General features: G+C 74.2%; 15 protein-coding genes and 1 pseudogene. 8 read left to right on the top strand and 8 right to left on the bottom strand.

Going from position 1 to position 18229, the window contains the following annotated elements:
• Window positions 1–283: 283 nt before the first annotated feature.
• Window positions 284–487, top strand: a complete 204-nt coding sequence (locus ACFVU7_RS19720) for a cold-shock protein (protein ID WP_049649849.1) — start codon at window positions 284–286, stop codon at window positions 485–487.
• A gap of 15 nt (window positions 488–502) precedes the next feature.
• On the opposite strand, the gene ACFVU7_RS19715 is transcribed toward ACFVU7_RS19720, so the two are convergent.
• On the bottom strand, window positions 503–1447 hold the full coding sequence (locus tag ACFVU7_RS19715) for a helix-turn-helix domain-containing protein (protein WP_388046170.1): 945 nt from the start codon (window positions 1445–1447) through the stop codon (window positions 503–505).
• A gap of 186 nt (window positions 1448–1633) precedes the next feature.
• Here ACFVU7_RS19715 and ACFVU7_RS19710 point away from each other — a divergent pair, with 186 nt between their 5' ends.
• Together ACFVU7_RS19710 and ACFVU7_RS19705 are read left to right on the top strand one after the other, a co-directional pair.
• Window positions 1634–2578 (top strand): MBL fold metallo-hydrolase, encoded by a 945-nt coding sequence (locus ACFVU7_RS19710; RefSeq protein ID WP_117492829.1) that lies wholly within the window; start codon window positions 1634–1636, stop codon window positions 2576–2578.
• Between the two features lie 121 nt (window positions 2579–2699).
• A complete protein-coding gene (locus tag ACFVU7_RS19705; protein WP_388046168.1) occupies window positions 2700–4142 on the top strand; it encodes a carboxylesterase/lipase family protein in 1443 nt (480 codons plus the stop codon).
• Between the two features lie 112 nt (window positions 4143–4254).
• On the opposite strand, the gene ACFVU7_RS19700 is transcribed toward ACFVU7_RS19705, so the two are convergent.
• The 5 genes and pseudogenes from ACFVU7_RS19700 to ACFVU7_RS19680 form a co-directional block, all read right to left on the bottom strand.
• Window positions 4255–5382 carry an NADH:flavin oxidoreductase gene (locus ACFVU7_RS19700; protein ID WP_388046166.1) on the bottom strand — a complete coding sequence of 376 codons (1128 nt, stop codon included), beginning with the start codon at window positions 5380–5382 and terminating at the stop codon, window positions 4255–4257.
• Between the two features lie 181 nt (window positions 5383–5563).
• A pseudogene (locus ACFVU7_RS19695) lies at window positions 5564–6256 on the bottom strand (cytochrome P450); the annotation flags it as partial.
• A gap of 264 nt (window positions 6257–6520) precedes the next feature.
• Window positions 6521–8230, bottom strand: coding sequence for an urease subunit alpha (locus ACFVU7_RS19690; protein WP_388046164.1), 1710 nt, complete (start codon window positions 8228–8230; stop codon window positions 6521–6523).
• On the bottom strand, window positions 8227–8994 hold the full coding sequence (gene ureA / locus ACFVU7_RS19685) for an urease subunit gamma (protein ID WP_388046162.1): 768 nt from the start codon (window positions 8992–8994) through the stop codon (window positions 8227–8229). Before ureA ends, ACFVU7_RS19690 begins: the two co-directional genes overlap by 4 nt.
• Window positions 8995–9031: 37 nt before the next feature.
• A complete protein-coding gene (locus tag ACFVU7_RS19680) occupies window positions 9032–10243 on the bottom strand; it encodes an agmatine/peptidylarginine deiminase (protein ID WP_388046160.1) in 1212 nt (403 codons plus the stop codon).
• 264 nt (window positions 10244–10507) lie between these two features.
• Between ACFVU7_RS19680 and tatA the strand changes: the two genes are divergently transcribed.
• Window positions 10508–10828: a Sec-independent protein translocase subunit TatA gene (tatA, locus tag ACFVU7_RS19675; RefSeq protein WP_388046158.1), complete on the top strand. Its 321-nt coding sequence runs from the start codon at window positions 10508–10510 to the stop codon at window positions 10826–10828.
• Between the two features lie 79 nt (window positions 10829–10907).
• On the opposite strand, the gene ACFVU7_RS19670 is transcribed toward tatA, so the two are convergent.
• Together ACFVU7_RS19670 and ACFVU7_RS19665 are read right to left on the bottom strand one after the other, a co-directional pair.
• Window positions 10908–12647 carry a serine/threonine-protein kinase gene (locus ACFVU7_RS19670; RefSeq protein WP_388046156.1) on the bottom strand — a complete coding sequence of 580 codons (1740 nt, stop codon included), beginning with the start codon at window positions 12645–12647 and terminating at the stop codon, window positions 10908–10910.
• Between the two features lie 206 nt (window positions 12648–12853).
• Window positions 12854–13429: a TetR/AcrR family transcriptional regulator gene (locus ACFVU7_RS19665; RefSeq protein ID WP_074004630.1), complete on the bottom strand. Its 576-nt coding sequence runs from the start codon at window positions 13427–13429 to the stop codon at window positions 12854–12856.
• A gap of 256 nt (window positions 13430–13685) precedes the next feature.
• Here ACFVU7_RS19665 and ACFVU7_RS19660 point away from each other — a divergent pair, with 256 nt between their 5' ends.
• Genes ACFVU7_RS19660 through ACFVU7_RS19645 form a run of 4 tightly spaced genes read left to right on the top strand, consistent with a single transcriptional unit; the run spans window position 13686 to window position 18178 of the window.
• Window positions 13686–14690 carry an agmatine/peptidylarginine deiminase gene (locus ACFVU7_RS19660; protein WP_388046154.1) on the top strand — a complete coding sequence of 335 codons (1005 nt, stop codon included), beginning with the start codon at window positions 13686–13688 and terminating at the stop codon, window positions 14688–14690.
• A gap of 31 nt (window positions 14691–14721) precedes the next feature.
• Window positions 14722–16371, top strand: coding sequence for an ABC transporter substrate-binding protein (locus tag ACFVU7_RS19655; RefSeq protein ID WP_074004632.1), 1650 nt, complete (start codon window positions 14722–14724; stop codon window positions 16369–16371).
• Window positions 16368–17327, top strand: a complete 960-nt coding sequence (locus ACFVU7_RS19650) for an ABC transporter permease (protein ID WP_079272556.1) — start codon at window positions 16368–16370, stop codon at window positions 17325–17327. The genes ACFVU7_RS19655 and ACFVU7_RS19650 overlap by 4 nt, the downstream gene beginning before the upstream one ends.
• Window positions 17324–18178: an ABC transporter permease gene (locus ACFVU7_RS19645; protein ID WP_375875354.1), complete on the top strand. Its 855-nt coding sequence runs from the start codon at window positions 17324–17326 to the stop codon at window positions 18176–18178. Before ACFVU7_RS19650 ends, ACFVU7_RS19645 begins: the two co-directional genes overlap by 4 nt.
• Window positions 18179–18229: the final 51 nt, after the last annotated feature.

Raw genomic sequence — 18229 nt, 5'->3', positions numbered from 1 at the left:
CCAACTCCGGTGCGGGAATCGATCGTTGCTGTCGCTTTCGGGGCGAGACGGTCGTGCCCGGGAGGGCGGGAAAAAAATAGACGAGTGAAAATCCGCGCCGGCGGGCCGGAGTCTGCTAAGCTCTTCTTAGTTGCAGTTGTGGTTCCCATGAACTTTGTGTGCGCCTGCTTATTGTTGCGGGCGCATTTTTTGTTTTACCGGCTCTTTCCGGCGGGTTCTCATCGCGGCGACTCGAATGTCTGCATGGTGCAGACTTCGCACAGTCTCTCGAAGGAGATTTCTCATGGCTACTGGCACCGTGAAGTGGTTCAACGCGGAAAAGGGCTTCGGCTTCATCGAGCAGGAGGGTGGCGGCGCTGACGTGTTCGCCCACTACTCGAACATCGTCGCCCAGGGCTTCCGCGAGCTGCTCGAGGGTCAGAAGGTCGAGTTCGACGTCACGCAGGGCCAGAAGGGCCCGCAGGCCGAGAACATCCGCCCGCTGTAATTTCCCTGCCGCGCTTTAGCCCGGCAGACAGGGGCCCGCACCGTGCGTCACGCACGGTGCGGGCCCTTTGCCGTTCCGGGGCGGACCGCTGCTCTGCGGAACCCCGCAGCCGACGCCGGCCCGGGTGAGGAGGGCGAGGGCCGCCTCGGAGGGGGAGCCGGCGGGGGCGGTGCAGACGACGAGCACCTGATCGGGTGAGCGGGCGATCGACAGCATCTGCTGCGTCACGGTGAGCGCGCCGACGACGGGGTGGTGCAGCCGGTAGGAGCGGGTGTCGCACGGCGCCACCCGGTGGTCGCCCCACAGTGCGACGAACTCCGGGCTCTTCATGGTCAGTTCGCCGATCAGCTCGGCCAGCAGCGGGTCCTCGGGGTGCCTGCCGACGGTGGCGCGCAGGCTGCCGACCACCGTGCGCGCCTTGTGCTGCCAGTCCGTGTACAGCTCCCGGGTGTGCCCGTCCAGGAACAGCATCCGGCTCAGGTTCGGGCGTCGCGCCGGGTCGTCCGGGCCGTGGACGTCCACGTGGCCGGCCAGCAGGGCGTGCCCGAGGGTGTTCCAGGCCAGCACGTCCGTACGGCGGCCGAGCACCACGGCCGGGACGCCGTCGACCGCGCGGAGCAGGTCGCGGGTCTCGTCCGCCAGCCGCTCGGGTCGCGGTCGGCGTACCCGGGGGGTGTGGCGGGCGGCGACGGCGAGCCGGTCGAGGTGCTCGCGCTCGTGGTCGCCGAGCAGGAGCGCGCGGGCGATCGCGTCGAGCACCTCGGCCGACGCCCCGCGGGACAGGCCCTGCTCCAGCCGGGTGTAGTACGAGACGCTGACGCCCGCCAGCTGGGCCACCTCCTCGCGCCGGAGCCCGGCCACCCGACGGCGGGGCCCGAGTTCGCGCAGGCCGACGTCCTCGGGGTGCAGCCGTGTCCGTCGGGCTCTGAGGAAGGCGCCGAGCGGGCCGGGTCCGTTCATGCCCCCCAGTATTCGGCGCCCGGAGCGGTCCCAGCCACACCCTGTGAGGGGTAGGACGGGCCGGGGTAGGACGAGCGGGGGCTGGTCGGTGCCGCTCGGAGGGGCCAGGCTCGGTCCCGACCGGAAACGGTCGGGAGCGGTCGGCGGACGGTCGACCGCGTGCCCCGGACCCGAGGAGGGGAGCCCATGCGGCGGAACCCGGAGCAGATCACCATCGGTGACGTCACCGTCACCCGGATCAAGGAGTTCTACGGCTCGGCCGGGCTGTCCCCGGGCCGGTTCTTCCCAGATAGCCCCGGCAGCACGAACGGCCCGGCCGGCCCCGACGGCTCGTGGGAGCGGCACCGCGACTGGCTGGCGCCCGACTTCTGGGACCCGGCGACGGACGAGTGCCGTACCGCGGTCCAGTCCTGGCTGCTGCGTAGCGAGGGGCGCACGATCCTGGTCGACACCGGGGCGGGCAACCACAAGGACCGGCCCCACGCGCCGGTCTGGAACCACCTGGACACGGACTACCTCGACAACCTCGCCGCCGCCGGGGTGCGGCCCGAGGACGTCGACCTCGTCGTCAACACCCACCTGCACGTCGACCACGTCGGCTGGAACACCCGCCTCGACGGCCGGACCTGGGTGCCGACCTTCCCCAACGCCCGGTACCTGATGACCCGGCGGGACTTCGAGTTCTGGGACCCGGCCAACGGGCACCGCAGCGTGCTCGGCCGCGGGAACCAGAACGTCTTCGAGGACAGCGTCGCGCCGGTCCACCGGGCGGGACTGACGCGGCTGTGGGAGGGCACGTACCGGATCGACCGGAACCTGCGGCTCGACCTCGCGCCCGGGCACACCCCCGGCTCGTCCGTGCTCACCCTGGAGTCCGGCGGTGAGCAGGCCCTGTTCGTCGGGGACCTGGTGCACAGCCCGTTCCAGATCGCCGAACCGGACACCAACTCCTGCTTCTGCGAGGACCCGGCGCTGTCCCGCGCCACCCGGCACCGGCTGCTCGGCCAGGCCGCCGAGCACCGTGCGCTGCTCTTCCCGGCGCACTTCGGCGGCCGGGGCGCGGTGGAGGTCGCGCGCAACGGGTCGACGTTCGCGATCAGGGAGTGGGCGGGCTTCTCCCGCATCTCCTGATGATCCGGTCATCCGCCTGATCCGCCTGATCCGCCTGATCCGCCGACGCGCCCGCTCCGCCGGTACGTCGGCCCCAGCACCGCCAGAGAGCTCCAGAACCGTCAGAGAGGAATCGTTTCCCATGCCCCGACAGGCAGATCCGGTCGTCGAAACCCCGGCAGGAGCCGTGCGCGGCGTCCGGGACGGGTCCGGCGAGCGCTACCGCGCCCTGCCGTACGCGGCGGCACCGACCGGCGCCGGCCGCTTCGCCCCGCCCGTACCGCACCCGGGCTGGTCCGGCGTCCGCGACGGCACGCGGCCCTCGCCGACGGCCCCGCAGCCGGTCCGCGCCTTCGACCGGCTCGACGTGAGCCCCTACTTCGGGCCCGGCTGGGCGCCCGGTGCGGAGTACCTGACCGTCGACGTCCGCACGCCCGCGGCCGACGGCGGCAGGCGCCCGGTCATGGTGTTCGTGCACGGCGGCGGGTTCATCACCGGCTCGAACCGCGCCGCCCTCTACGACGGCGGCGCGTTCGCCCGCGACGGCGTCGTCCTGGTGACGGTGAACTACCGCCTCGGCATCCCCGGCTTCCTCGACCTGCCGGGCGCCCCGGCCAACCGGGGGCTGCTCGACGTGCTCGCCGCACTCGGCTGGGTGCGGGACACGATCGCGGCGTTCGGCGGCGACCCGGGGAACGTCACCGTCTTCGGGGAGTCCGCGGGCGCGACGCTGGTCTGCGCGCTGCTGGCGGCGCCGGAGGCCGGCGGGCTGTTCCGGCGGGCGATCGTGCAGAGCGGCAGCGGCACCGGCGCGTTCACCCCGGAGCAGGCGGGGCGGGTCACCGCCGTCGCGGCCGCCGAGCTGGGCGTCGAAGCGACCGCCGAGGCGTTCGCCCCGATCCCGGACGAGCGGTTGCTGACGGTCCTGCCCGCGCTGCTCGGCCTCGACCTGCGGACGGACACCGCCACCGACCCGCTGACCGGGCTCAGCCCGCTCGGCCTCGTCCTGCCGGTCCAGCCCGCGGACGCCCTCGCGGACGGCCCGGCCCGCGACGTCGGCCTGCTCATCGGCACCAACACCGAGGAGGCGAACCTCTACCTCGTGCCCGAGGGGGAGCTGGAGTCCACCACGGAGGCCGACCTCCACGCCGTCGCCGCCGGACTGCTGGCGGATCCGGCGGCGGTCCTCCCTGCCCTGCGGGCGGCGCGGCCGGGCGCCACGCCGGGCGAACTGCGCTCCGCCGTGCTCGCGCACGCCCTGTTCGAGGCCGGGACGACGCGCATGGCGGAGGCCCACGCCCGGATCTCGGGCGGCCGCCGCACGTACCGCTACTCGTTCGGGTACCGCTCGACGGCCCTGGACGGGCGGCTCGGCGCCGCCCACACCGTCGAGCTGCCCTTCGTGTTCGACCTCGCCGACGAGCCCTGGCTGCACGGGGACACCGGCCTGCTCGGCCCCGACCCCGCCCCGGCCGGCCTCGCCGCCCGAGTGCACGGCGCCTGGGTCGCCTTCGCCGGGACCGGGGACCCGGGCTGGGCCGCCTACGACCCGCGGCTGCCCGTGGCGGAGGCCCTCGGCGGCTGAGCGGGGCACGGAGGTCCGACCACCTGTAGCCAGCCCGCCGACCGGGCACGGCCCGCACCGCGAGCGCAGCGGTACGGGCCGGGCCGGACCGGGCCCGGTCGGCCCGTCGCGGTCAGCTCAGGGTGCGGCTCGCGGCGGCGTCGTAGGGGAGCAGGTCGGCGAAGCGGCCGGAGAGGACCTTGGCGGCCCACTGCGGGTCCTGGAGGAGGGCGCGGCCGACGGCGACCAGGTCGAACTCGTCGCGCTCCAGCCGGTCGAGCAGGTTGTCGAGGCCCTGGACCCCGGAGCCCTGGCCCGCGAAGGCGCGCATGAAGTCGCCGTCGAGGCCGACCGAGCCGACGGTGATGGCGGGGCGGCCGGTGAGCTTCCTGGTCCAGCCGGCCAGGTTGAGGTCCGAGTCGTCGAACTCGGGGACCCAGTAGCGGCGGGTCGAGGCGTGGAAGGCGTCGACGCCGGCCTCGGCGAGCGGGGCGAGGATCGCCTCCAGCTCCTGCGGGGTCTCGGCGAGGCGGGCGTCGTAGTTCTCCAGCTTCCACTGCGAGTAGCGGAAGATCACCGGGAAACCGGGGGAGACGGCCTCGCGCACGGCGGCGACGAGCTCGGCGGTGAACCTCGTCCGGGCGACCGGGTCGCCGCCGTAGGCGTCGGTGCGGCGGTTGGTGCCGGCCCACAGGAACTGGTCGAGCAGGTAGCCGTGGGCGCCGTGCAGCTCGACGCCGTCGAAGCCGATCCGCTCGGCGGCCGCGGCGGCCTCGGCGAACGCCCCGATGACGGCGTCGAGGTCGGCCCGCGTCATCGCCCGCCCCGTTCCCTCGGTGCCGTCCAGCCGTATGCCGGACGGGCCGACGGCGGGGGCGTCGGCGAACGGCGGGTCGCCCTGCTTGCGCGCCATGCCGATGTGCCAGAGCTGCGGGACGATGGTGCCGCCCGCCGCGTGGACGTCCTCGGCGACGCGGGCCCACCCGGCCAGCTGCTCCTCGCCGTGGAAGCGCGGGATGGCGTCGCTCTGGCCGGCGGACTCGTGGCCGACGTACGTCCCCTCGGTGACGATCAGGCCGACGCCCGCGGCGGCGCGGCGGGCGTAGTACGAGCGCACGTCCTCGCCGGGCACGCCGCCCGGGGAGAACGAGCGCGTCATCGGCGCCATCACGATGCGGTTGGGCACGGTCAGCCCGTTGAGCGTGACGGGCCGGGACAGGAGGTCGGCCGCGCGGGAGGCGGCGGGCTCGGTGACGGTCATGAGGATTCCTCGCGGTCGGCGGTGGCGGTGGCGGGCGCCAGGGCGGTGACGGTGATCGTTCGCCCGTGCCAACCGCCTTGGCGGCTCCCGCATTTCATCGTCCGCGCGAAGTCCGCTGTGATCCGCGCCACGGTCCGCCGCGGGCCCCGGGACGGGGCCTCTCGACGGCTCCCGGCACCGGTCAGGGCCCGGCCGGGCGGTTCCCGGACGGGTCCGTGCGCGGTTCCGCCGTCATCAGGAGGTTCTCGGGACGGTTGGTGCTGGTCATGACGCCCCGTACCCGCGCTCCCGGGACGGGCGCCAGCCGCCAGCGGCCCGCGACGGCCGCGACCACGGTCATCATCTCGGTGCGGGCGAAGGACTCGCCGATGCACAGGTGGCTGCCGGCGCCGAATGGGACGAACGCGCCGCGCGGGACGGGGGGCCGGTCGGGCAGCCAGCGGTCGGGGTCGAACCGCAGGGGGTGGGGGAAGTAGCGAGGGTTCCGGTGGAGGACCAGGGCGCTGAAGATGAACTCGGTGCCTCGGGGGAAGCGGTAGCCGCCGAGTTCGACGTCGGTGGTCGCGCGGCGGATCGTGATGCCGCCGGGGTTGCGGACGCGCAGCGCCTCGTCGACGACGCGGCGCGTGTACTCCAGCCGGGCCAGCCGCTCGGGGCCGAGGGGAAGGGCGACGTGGTCCCGCAGTTCCTGGTGGAGCCGCTGGTCGACGAGCGGGTGCCGGCCCAGCTCGTGGAAGAGCCAGGCGAGCCCGCCTGCGGCGGTCTCCGTGCCGGCGACCAGCAGGGTGATGAGTTCGTCGTGGAGCTGGCGGTCGGTCATGGCCTCGCCGCTGTCGGCGTCCCGGGCCTGGAGGAGCGTCGACAGCAGGTCCGGCCGCTCGCCCGTGCCGTCGGTGTTGTCGGAGGTGGAGGGGGCCCTGGGAGGGGGCCCTGGGAGGGGGCCAGTCCGTTCCCGAGGTAGGGGCGGAGCTTGTCGAAGGAGCGGCCCTTGGCGAAGCTCGCCGCGTCGGTGACCAGTACGCGGTGGACCAGCTCCGGGCTGGTCAGTACGTAGCTCGGCTCGCCCCGGTGGGCCGCGCGCGGACCGGCGAGGAGTCCACCGGCCCGCCCCGGTCGACGGGTAGAGGAATCAGAGGAATCAGAGGAAGTACAGGCGGTTCAGCGGGACCTCCTCGGCGGGGTCGGACCGCAGGGGGGCGCCGTCGAGGGTGACGAGGCCTTCGCGCGGGTCGACGAGGACCTCGCCGAGGCGGCTGTTGCGGACCATGTCGCCCGGGCCGATGCCGCGGGTGTGGCGGACGGCGACGCGGCGTCGGCGGGTGGTCATGGTGTCGTACGGGCGGGCGTGGGTGCCGGACTCGGCGGCGGCGCGGCTGGTGAAGGCGACGGAGAGGTCCGCGGGGGTGGCGCCGTGGGCGCCGAACAGGGGCCCCATGACGAGGGGTTGGCAGGTCTCGGTAGCGGCGTTGGGGTCGCCGGTGACGCCGTAGGCGGGGAAGCCCGCCTTGAGGACCAGCTGGGGCTTGGCGCCGAAGGACGCCGGGCGCCACAGGACGAGGTCGGCGAGTTTCCCGACCTCGATCGAGCCGACCTCGTGGGAGAGGCCGTGGGCGATGGCCGGGTTGATGGTGAGCTTGGCGATGTAGCGCAGCACGCGCTGGTTGTCGTCGTCCGGGCCGTCGCCCTCCAGCGGGCCGCGTTCGGCCTTCATCTTGCCCGCCACCGCGAAGGTGCGGCGCACCGTCTCGCCGGCCCGGCCCATGCCCTGGGCGTCGGAGGAGGTGATGCCGATGGCCCCGAGGTCGTGCAGCACGTCCTCGGCGCCCATGGTGCCGGCCCGGATGCGGTCGCGGGCCATCGCGGCGTCGCCGGGCAGGTCGGTCTTGAGCCCGTGGACGGAGACGATCATGCCGTAGTGCTCGGCGACCGCGTCCCGGCCGAAGGGGAGGGTGGGGTTGGTGGAGGAGCCGATGACGTTCGGCACGCCCGCCATCTTGAGGACGTTGGGGACGTGTCCGCCGCCGCAGCCCTCGATGTGGAAGGCGTGGATGGTCCGGCCTTCGAGGACCTTCAGGGTGTCCTCGACCGAGAGGCACTCGTTCAACCCGTCGGTGTGCAGGGCCACTTGGACGTCGTGGGCCTCGGCGACGGACAGCGCGGTGTCCAGGGCGCGGGTGTGCGCGCCCATGTCCTCGTGCACCTTGAAGCCGCAGGCTCCGCCCTCGGCGAGGGCCTCGACGAGCGGGGCGGGGTGGGAGGACGAACCGCGGCCCAGGAAGCCGATGTTGACGGGCCAGGCGTCGAAGGAGTTGAAGGCGTGCCGCAGCGCCCAGGGCGAGTTGACGCCGACGCCCCAGACCGGGCCGAACTCCTGGCCGATGATGGTGGTGACACCGGAGGCCAGCGAGGCCTCCATGATCCGCGGGGACATCAGGTGCACGTGGGTGTCGATGGCGCCGGCGGTGACGATCAGGCCCTCGCCGGAGACGATGGCCGTCCCGGTGCCGACCACCACGTCCACGCCGTCCAGGGTGTCCGGGTTGCCGGCCCGCCCGATCGAGGCGATCCGGCCCTCCCGGATGCCGATCGAGGTCTTGCGGATGCCCTGGATCGCGTCGATCACCAGGACGTTGCTGATCACCACGTCGCAGGTGTCCCGGACGGCGGCGGCCTTGAGGTGCAGGCCGTCCCGGGCGGTCTTGCCGAAGCCGGCCAGGAACTCGTCGCCCGGCCGCTGGGAGTCGGACTCGACCCGGACGACCAGGCCGCTGTCGCCGAGCCGGACCCGGTCCCCGGCGCGCGGGCCGTGCACGGCCGTGTACTCGGACGCGTCGATGCTGCTGCTCACGGGTGCTGCTCCTGTCCTTCGCCGCTTGTTCCTGCGCCGGCCGCTCCGCCGTCGACCGTTCCCGCGCCGGCCAGTCCTTCGTCGGCCGCTCCGAGGTAGCCCTGTTCGGTGGCCCGGCGCAGCGCCTCGCGCCGCACCCGGGGCGAGTCCAGCGGCCCGTCGACCAGCCCGGCGAAGCCGATCGCGACCCGCTCGCCGCCGATCGGCACCAGGCCGACCTCGACGGTGGCGCCCGGGTCGAAGCGCACCGAGGAGCCGGCCGGCACGGCCAGGTGCATCCCGTAGGCGGCGGCCCGGTCGAAGGCCAGCCGCGGGTTGGCCTCGAAGAAGTGGAAGTGCGAGGTGACCGAGACCGGTACCCCGGAGGTGTTGCGCACGGCGAGGGTGCGGACGGGTTCCGGTCCGGTCGCGGCGTGGCCGTCGGTGAGGACGGCGCCGGGTGCGGCCTCGCCGAGGGCGCCGCCGCCGAACGGGTCGGCGATGACGGCGAGCCGGGTGCCGTCCTCGAACACGGCCTCGACGTGGATCTCGGTGACGAGGTCCGCCACGCCGGGCAGGACGTCGGCGGGGGAGAGGACGGAGCGGCCGCGCGCGACGGCCTCGGCCAGGCGCAGCCCGTCGCGGGCGGCCTCGCAGACGGTGTCCGAGACGAGCGCGGTGGCCTCGGGGACGTTGAGCCGCAGGCCGCGGGCGCGGCGGGCGCGGGCGAGTTCGGCTGCTGTGAAGATCAGCAGCCGGTCGCGTTCGGTGGGGGTCAGCTGCACGGGGGTTCCCTTCTCCCTCGGTGCGGGGCGGCGGGGGTCAGCCGGCCGGCTGGTCGTGGGTGGAGCAGTGGATGCCGCCCCCGCCGGAGGCGATGGTGTCGATCTTCACGGGGACGATCTCGCGGTCCGGGAACTGCTCCCGGAAGACCTCCTGGGCGTGGCCGTCGGCCTTGGCGTCGCCGAAGAGCGGCAGGTAGACGCCCTTGTTGCCGATGTAGAAGTTCATGTACGAGGAGACGAAGGCGTCGCCGCGACCGGTGATCCGGTCCGGGTCGGGCTGGCCGATCTCGACGACCTTGAGCTTCCCGCCGGTCGCGTCGGTGGCCTCGGAGAGGACGGCGCGGGCCTGGTCGGCGGAGCGGGACCAGACGTCGGGCGGGGTGCCGGGGAAGGCGCGGTCCAGGAAGACGACGCCGGGGGCGGCGAAGCGGGCGAGGCAGTCGACGTGGGCGTCGGTGATGTCCTTGCCCTTGACGCCCGCCAGCCAGATCACCTTGCTGAGGCCCAGCGTCCGCTTGAGCTCCGCCTCGACCTCGTCGCGGGTGCGGCCCGGGTTGCGGTTGTCGTTGACCACGGAGCTCTCGGTGACCAGCAGGGTGCCCTGGCCGTCGGTCTCGAAGGAGCCGCCCTCGGCGGTGAGCGGGGTCTCCAGCCGCTCGATCCCGTACTTCTCCAGGACGGTGCGGGCGATCCGGGCGTCGTTGGCGTGCTCCTGCTTCCCGCCCCAGCCGCTGAAGTTGAAGTCGACGCCCTTGACCTTTCCGCCCTCCTCGACGAAGACCGGCAGGGTGTCGCGGGCCCACAGGTCGTCCACCGGGACGGCGAGCAGCTCGACGTCCGAGCCGCAGGCGTTGCGGGCCGAGGCCTCCTGGCCGGGGCGGACGAGCAGGACCACCGGTTCGCGCTGTCCGATGGCCCGGGCCACGGTGGCGATGTCCCTGCGGACGGCGCCGAGCTGCTCGCCCCAGACGTTCTCGGAGGCGGGCCAGGCCATGAAGGTCCGCTCGTGCTTCTCCCACTCGCCGCCGAGCCGCCGGCCGCGGGCGGGGGCGGGGGCGGGCGCGGGGGTGGGATCGGAGGCGGGCGCCGGGGGCTGCGCGGCGGGCTGTCCGGGGGTGCCGGAGGCCGGGGCCGCGGGGCCGGCCGGCTCGTCGCCGGCGGTGGCGCAGGCCGTCGCGCCGAGGGCGATCGCACCGGCTCCGGCGAGGGAGCGCAGCACCGTGCGGCGGGCGAGGGGGGACTGGGACACGGTGGACTCCGGTGGGGCTGGGGGGTGGATCCGGTGCGGCGGGGAGGGCGGGCTCCGGGGGAGCGGCCCACGCGGCGATGGTCGGCGGCGGACGAGGAGGTCGTCCGGGAGGACGAGGTCGGTCGGCAGCGCCGGGACCGACTCTCGCATTGACTGAAAAATCAGTCAAGCTTTACGGTGAAGTCACCCAAACCACCCCGAGACGACCGGGGGCGCCATACGAGCGGCCCCGGTCACGACGACGAAAGGCCGGGTGAGGCGGCGATGCTGCGCAATGGTCTGGAGCCCTGGCACGTGCTGGTCACGGTGGCCGTGCTGGTGCTGCTGTTCGGCTCCAAGAAGCTGCCCGAGATGGCGCGCGGACTGGGGAAGTCGATGCGGATCCTGAAGTCCGAGACGGCGGCCCTGCGGGAGGACGGGGCGCCCGGCGGGGCGGTGGCCGAGCCTCCCGCTGGAGCAACAGCGGGTTCGCCCGGCGGAGCGACGGCCGGTTCACCTGGCGGAGCGACGCCCGGTGCGCCCGGCGGGGCCGTCACCGAGCCGCCCGCGGCCCCGCAGGCCGGGCCGGTGAAGCGGCCGCTCTGACCGGCGGGCCCGTACGCGAGCCCGCCGCCGACGCCGGGAGCCGTCGTCCCCCCGCCGCCCGACGGGGGAACGACGGCTCTCAGCCGTTGCGGCGGTAGTGGTCCAGGGAGACCCGGACCGGCCCGTCCGGGCCCGCGGTCGACAGCACCCGGACGACCGCGAGGTCCCGGCCGTCCGCGGACCGGACGCAGAAGGCGCCGCGCGGCCCGACGGCGGCGAACGGGATCCGCCCGGCCGGGCGGCTGCCGAGGCCCTTGAGGCACTCGGCCGGGCCCAGTCCGGCGTCCCGGCCGATGAAGGAGTCGGCGTTCTCCGGCACCAGGAACTCGCCTTCGCCGCGGCCGACGTACCAGGTCGCGCTGTCGGTCGGGACCACGGTGCCGGTGGCGAGGTCGAACTCGTAGCCGGCGTCCGACGAGGTCAGCTCGACCGCGCGGTAGGCCGGGGCGTACTCGGGGGCGGGGGCGGACGGCGGTGCGGCGCCCGGCGCGACGGGGACGGACCGGGTGGGCGACGGCGACCCGGCGGGCGTCGGGGCGGCGGTCGGGGCGCCGGGCTCGGCGGCACCGGACACCGGGGCCTCGGCGGCCGAGGCCTCCCCCGACTCCTGGTCGTCGAGCAGCAGGGCCGTCGCGGTGGCGGCGCCGACGGCCAGGGCGACGGCGGCGGTCAGCGCGGTGCGCCCGAGGGCGCGTCTGCGGCCGCCCGCGCGCGGGGCCTGACGGCCTGCCGACACCTGCGACCCGGCGGGCAGCGGCCCGGCGGGTGCCGGGGCGGCTCCGGTCGCAGGCGCCGGCGCGAGCACCGTCGGCGTCGGCGGGGTGGTCGGGGCGAGGACCGTACGCGCCGAGTCCCACCCGGGCCCGGCGGCCCCGGGCCCCTCGGCCGGTACCTGCGGCAGCTCGGCGTGCCGGGTGATCTGGCTGGTCAGCGGGTGCGGCAGCCAGTCGTCGCCGAACCTGAGCTGCCCGCCCACGGCCGGGTGGCTCCGGGCGGCGGCGATCACCTCGGCGGTGGTCGGACGGTCCTCGGGCCGCTTGGCCAGGCACCGCAGCAGCAGCGCGCGCAGGCTCTCCGGGACCCGGCCGAGGTCGGGCTCCTCGTGGACGGTCCGGTAGAGCGCCGCCGGGTCCGGGCCGTCCCCGAACGGCGGAGCGCCGCCGGCGACGTGGACGGCCAGGGCGCCCAGCGCGTACACGTCGGTGGCCGGGGTCGCGGCCCGGCCCACGGCCTGCTCGGGCGCCATGTAGGCGGGCGAGCCGATCCGCAGGCCGGTGCCGGTCAGCGCGCTGGCGTCGGCCGCGCGGGCGATGCCGAAGTCGATCACCCGGGGGCCGTCGGAGGCGATCAGCACGTTGCCGGGTTTGAGGTCCCGGTGGACCACCCCGGTGGCGTGGATCGCCTGGAGCGCCTCGGCGATGCCGGCCATCAGCAGCAGGACGGTCCGTTCCGGGAGTGGGCCGTGGCGCTGCACCACCTCCTGGAGCGAGGGGCCCGGCACGTAGGTGGTGGCCAGCCAGGGGGTGGCGGCGTCCACGCCCGCGTCGACCACCTGGGCCGTGTACAGCCCGTGGATGCGTCGGGCGCTGGCCACCTCCTGGGCGAACCGGGCCCGGAACTCCGGGTCCCCGGCCAGTTCGGGCCGCACCACCTTGAGCGCCACCGGCCGGCCGCCGGGGGTGTACGAGAGGTAGACCCGGCCCATGCCGCCGGCGCCGAGCCGGGCGGCCAGCAGGTGGCCGCCGACCTCGCGCGGGTCGTCGTCGGCCAGCTCCTGGAAGACCGGCTGGAGGGCGAAGGGGGACCGGTCAGCGGACATGCGGGCTGCCTCTCTCGGCGGTCAGGGGGCGGCACGGGGGCCGGACGGGCCGGAAACGGGCGTACGGCACACGCGGCACGTACGGCACGCACGGCACGCACGGCGCCGCAGAGTTTAGAGGTTTTATCAGGATCGGCCGAATCGGCCCCGGCGAGGGGTGTCCGACGCGGGAGCCCGACGGGAACGGTCCGCCCGCGACGGCCCGGCTAGTCGCGCGCCAGCTCCGCCTCGACGGCCCCGCACAGCAGCCGGCGGGCGTGGTCGAGCGGCAGCGAGCCGCTCAGCCAGCGCACGCTCAGGCCCTCGACGAGGGCGGTGAGCCGTTCGGCGGCGGCCGCGTGCGCCGGGGCGGTCCCGCACGGATCGGCCCGGGCGAGCAGTTCGGCGATGTCGTGCACCCAGGTGTGGGTGGTCCGCGCCAGGTCCTCGCGCAGGTGCGGTTCGAAGACCGCGGTGGCTCTCAACTCGCCCCAGGCGGTGCTGTTCTCCCGGACGTCCGGGCTGTCCTGGAGCTCCCGGAGCAGTACGCGTTCGAGGTCGGCCCGGGGGCTCTCGGCGCGGGCCGGGGCGGGCTCCTCGTCGGCGGTGTAGTGGTCCGCGCGGTCGCTGATGTGCGCCAGCGTCTCCCGGAGGATCCCGGCCCGGTCGGTGAAGTGGTAGTAGATCAGCGAGGTGGACACCCCGGCCTCGGCCGCGAGTTCGTTCACACGCAGTCCGCGTACGCCGCGCCGGGCGATCACCCGGGTCGCGGCCTTGAGTATTTCCGTCCGACGGTCCGACATGGGCGCCCACTCTACCGGGCTTCCCGGCTGGTCAGACAGGTTCCTGATGATCGTTTCAGGGGTTTCCATCAGCTTTGCCTCCAAGTCTTGACTGAATTTTCAGTACGGTAGAGGATGCGGGGCAACCCCCACGCCTCCCGCATCAGCCAGGGAGCGCCCCGTAGACCCCCACCCCCTCCCGGACACCACCGACGGCCACGTCGCTGCCCGGCGCACCGCGCCGCGCCCGGAGGGGCCCGAACAGAAGAGGTTTCCCGTGACGTACCGAATGCCCGCGGAGTGGACCGAGCACGAGGGCTGCCTGATGGCCTGGCCCGTCCGCCCGGACCTGTGGGGCGACACCCTCGACGAGGTGAAGGGCGAGTACGCGGCCGTCGCCCGCGCCATCGCGCAGTTCGAACCGGTCACCATGGTCGCGCCGCCCGGCCACGGCGAGGAGGCCCGGGCCCGGTGCGGCGAGGGCATCACCGTGGTCGAGCTGCCGACGGACGACTCCTGGTTCCGCGACTCCGCGCCGATCTTCGTCCTCGACGGGGACGGCCGCCGGGCCGGCGTGGACTTCCGCTTCAACGCCTGGGGCCGCAAGCACAGCCCCTGGGACGCCGACGACCGGATCAGCGGCCTGCTGCTGGAGCACCTCGGCACCCCGGCGATCCGCTCCGAGATGATCCTCGAGGGCGGCGCGATCACCGTCGACGGCGAGGGCACGTTGATCACCACCGAGCAGTGCCTGCTGCACCCCAACCGCAACCCGGAGATGACCCGGCAGGAGATCGAGGCCGAACTGAAGGCGCGCCTCGGCGTCACCAAGGTGGTCTGGCTGCCGTACGGCGGGGCGCTGGACACCGAGACCGACGGGCACGTGGACGGCGTCTGCGCGTTCGTCGCCCCCGGCAAGGTCGTGGTGCAGCTCCCGGCCGACCCCGCGCACCCGGACCACGCCCGGATGCGGGCCAACCGCGCCGTGCTGGAGCACTCCACGGACGCCCAGGGCCGGCCCTTCGAGATCGTCGACCTGCCGCAGGCCGCCTTCGTCGAGGTCGACGGCCGCGAGGTCGAGGTCGGCTACCTGAACTTCTACCTCGCCAACGGCGGCGTCGTCGTGCCGGTCGCCGACCACCCCGAGGACGCGGGCGCCCTGGCCGTGCTCGCCGCCGCCTACCCGGACCGGAAGGTCGTCGGCGTGCGCGCCCGGGTGATCGCCTACGGCGGCGGCGGCGTCCACTGCATCACCCAGCAGATCCCGGCCGCCCACGCCTGACCCCTCGCCAGCGAACGGAGACCCCACCCTCATGACTCCCACCGCGCCCGCGAGGGGCGCCGGAGCCCGCGGCCGGCTCGTCCTCGCCACCGCCCTGCTCTCGGCGGCGGCCCTGGTCGCCGCCTGCTCCGGCCCGCCCCGCGGCGGCGCCGACCAGGCGGCGGTCCGGCTCTCCGCCGACACCCCGCCCGCCAAGGGCGAGCTCGACTCGTTCACCTGGGCCACCTACGCCGAGCCGCCCACCCTGGACTACCTCCAGGCCTTCGACTACCCGCAGAACACGGTGCTCTCCAACGTCTGCGAGAGCCTGATGCGCTGGACCCCCCAGCTCACCCTGGCCCCCGGCCTGGCCGAGAAGGCCTCCAACCCCGACCCGGCGACCTGGGTCTACGACCTGCGCTCCGGCGTCCACTTCCACGACGGCACGGTGATGACCGCCGACGACGTCGTGTACAGCCTCGGCCGGCAGATGAACCCGGACAACGCGGCGGCCTGGGCGCAGGTGTTCCAGAACGTCGAGTCCGTCACCAGGACCGGCCCGCTCCAGGTCACCGTCAAGCTCAAGCAGCCCGACTCCCAGTTCCCGCAGTACATGGCGACCGCTGCCGGCGTCGTCGCCGCCAAGGCGGGGGTGGAGGCCGCGGGCAAGGACTACGGCACCAGCGGCGGCCTCGACTGCACCGGCCCCTTCACGCTGGGCACCTGGGCCAAGGGCCAGTCGATCGAGCTCCAGCGCTTCGACGGCTACTGGGGCGCCAAGGCCAAGTCGAAGAAGGTCGTGTTCAGCTTCCTCACCGACGCGTCCGCCCGCACCAACGCGATGCTCACCGGCGACGTCGACGGCGGCTACCTGATCCCCACCGAGAGCTACGACCGGCTGAAGCGCGAGGGCCCGGGCACGCTCTACTTCGGCGAGGGCCTGAGCACCGTCAACCTCAACGTCACCAGCATGAACGGCCCGCTCGGCGACCTGCGGGTCCGCCAGGCGCTCTCGCTGGCCCTCGACCGCTCCGGCTTCGTCCGGACCGGCCTGGCCGGCGCCGGCACCGTCACCGGCTCCCTCACCACCAGGGCCGCCTGGGCCGGCGCCCCCGAGGACGTCCGGAAGGCGGCCTTCGACCACCTCACCCCCACCGCCCCGGACATCGACCGGGCCAAGGCCCTGGTCAAGGAGGCCGGCGCCGAGGGCAGGACGCTCACCGTCGCCACCAGCACCATCGGCCAGGACGTCTCGCTGCTCGCCACCGCCGTCCAGGCCGCCGGAGCGAAGATCGGCCTGAACGTCCAGCTGAAGACGATCGCCCCGAACGCCTTCACCGCGCTGTTCACCGACGCCAAGGCGCGCGAGGGCATCGACCTGTTCCCGGAGACGTACTACGACTCCGTCACCGACCCGCTCGACCTGCTCGCCAACTTCCGGACCGGCGCCTACCAGAACTACGCCGGCTTCAGCGACAAGGCCTACGACGACCTCGTCGACCAGGCCACCGCCGAGTACGACCCGGCCAGGCGCGGCGCGATCGAGGCCAGGCTCCAGCAGACCGCCTCCGAACAGCTGCTGTGGATCCCGGTCGCCGAGTGGCCCACCAGCGTCTTCCTCAACAAGCGCGTCACCGGCGCCCCCACCACCATCTCGTACATGTACTACCCGTGGGCCGCCGACGTGGGGGCCGCCCGGTGAACTTCCTGAGATTCGCCGCCCGGCGGCTGGCCGAGATGGCCGCCACCCTGCTCGGCGCGTCCTTCGTGGTCTTCGGCGCGATGTACCTGGCACCGGGCAACCCGGCGAGCTTCCTGCTGTCCGGCCGGTCGGCCTCCCCGGCCGCCCTGCAGGCGATCAACGAGCAGTACCACCTCGACGACCCGTTCCTGGTGCGGTACTTCCGCTGGCTCGGCCAGGTGCTGCAGGGCGACTTCGGACGCTCCATCACCTACCGCACCGACGTGTCCCGGCTGCTCGCCGACCGGCTGCCCGCCACCCTGACCCTGGTGGTCATGGCCCTGCTCGTGGTCGCCGTCCTCGGCCTGGCCCTCGGCTGGATCGGCGCGGTGCGCGGCGGCGCGACCGACTCGGCGGTCCTGCTCTCCACCACGCTCGCGGTCGGCACCCCCTCCTTCGTCGCGGCCGTCCTGCTACAGGGCCTGTTCGCGGTCAAGCTGGGCTGGTTCCCGACCAGCGGCACCGGCGACGGCTTCGGCGACCTGCTGTGGCACCTCACCCTGCCGGCGGTCGCCCTCGCGCTGTACCTGATCGGGATGCTCGCCCGGGTCACCCGCTCGGCGATGCTGGACGCCCTGGAGGGCGAGCACGTCGCCGTCGCCCGCAGCCGCGGCGTGCCCGAGCGCGAGGTGATCCGTCGCCACGTGTTCCGCAACTCGCTGGGCACCGTGCTGACCACCGGCGGCCTGATCGTCTCCACCCTGCTGGTCTGCACGATCCTGGTGGAGTCCGCGTTCAGCATCGGCGGCATCGGCCAGCTCCTCGAACTGTCCACCACCACCAAGGACTTCCCCACCGTCCAGGCCATCTCGCTGCTGATCGTCGCCCTGTTCATGACCGTGAACCTGGTCGTCGACCTGCTCCACCCGCTGGTCGACCCCCGGGTCGCCCTCGGTTCGAGGAGGGCCGACGCATGAGTGTCGCCCTCACCCGCCGGCCCGGCCTCGGCCGCCTCAGGGCCGCCCGCGCCCCGCTCCACCTGGCCTGCCTCGGCCTCGTCGCCCTGGTGGTGCTGGCCGCCCTGCTCGCCCCCTGGATCGCGCCGGACGACCCGAACGCCGTCGACCTCGGCAACGCCCTCGCCGGCCCCTCGCCCGACCACCTGCTCGGCGTCGACGCCGCCGGCCGCGACACCCTCTCCCGGCTCCTGCTCGGCGCCCGCACCTCCCTGCTCGGCCCGCTCGGCGTGGTCGCCTTCTCCACCGTCGCCGGCGTCCTGGTCGGCCTGGTCGCCGGCTGGCGGGGCGGCTGGCTCGACTCCGTCCTCTCCCGCGGCACCGAACTGGTCTTCGCCTTCCCCGGCATGCTGCTCGCCATCCTGATCGTCTCGGTGTACGGGGAGGGCCTCCTCGCCCCCGTCGTCGCCCTCGCGATCGCCTACCTGCCGTACGTCTCGCGGCTGACCCGCTCCCTGGTGCTGGCCGAACGCGAACGGCCCTACGTCGCCGCGTACCAGGTCCAGGGCCACTCCGCCGCGCAGATCTGCCTGCGGCACGTCCTGCCCAACATCGCCCCGATCGTCCTGGCGCAGTCCACCATCAACTTCGGCTACGCCCTCATGGACCTCGCCGGCCTCTCCTTCCTCGGCCTCGGCGTCCCCGCGCTCACCCCCGACTGGGGGCGGATGGTCTTCGACGGCCAGACGGCGATCCAGCACGGCTACCCGCTCTCCGCGATCCTGCCGTGCGTCCTCCTCGTGCTCACCGTCGTCGCGTTCAACGTCGTCGGCGAGCGCTGGGCCGACCGCGTCGCCCGGAGGAGCCGATGAGCCGGAGAACGACGAGCCGGAGAACGACGAACCGGGGGACCCGACGAACCG

Origin of the sequence: Kitasatospora sp. NPDC058046 (genome assembly GCF_042885595.1) — a bacterium.
Classification (GTDB): Bacteria; Actinomycetota; Actinomycetes; order Streptomycetales; family Streptomycetaceae; genus Kitasatospora.
The sequence above is the reverse complement of the archived record's forward strand: the minus strand, read 5'-3'. Positions and strand labels throughout refer to the sequence as shown.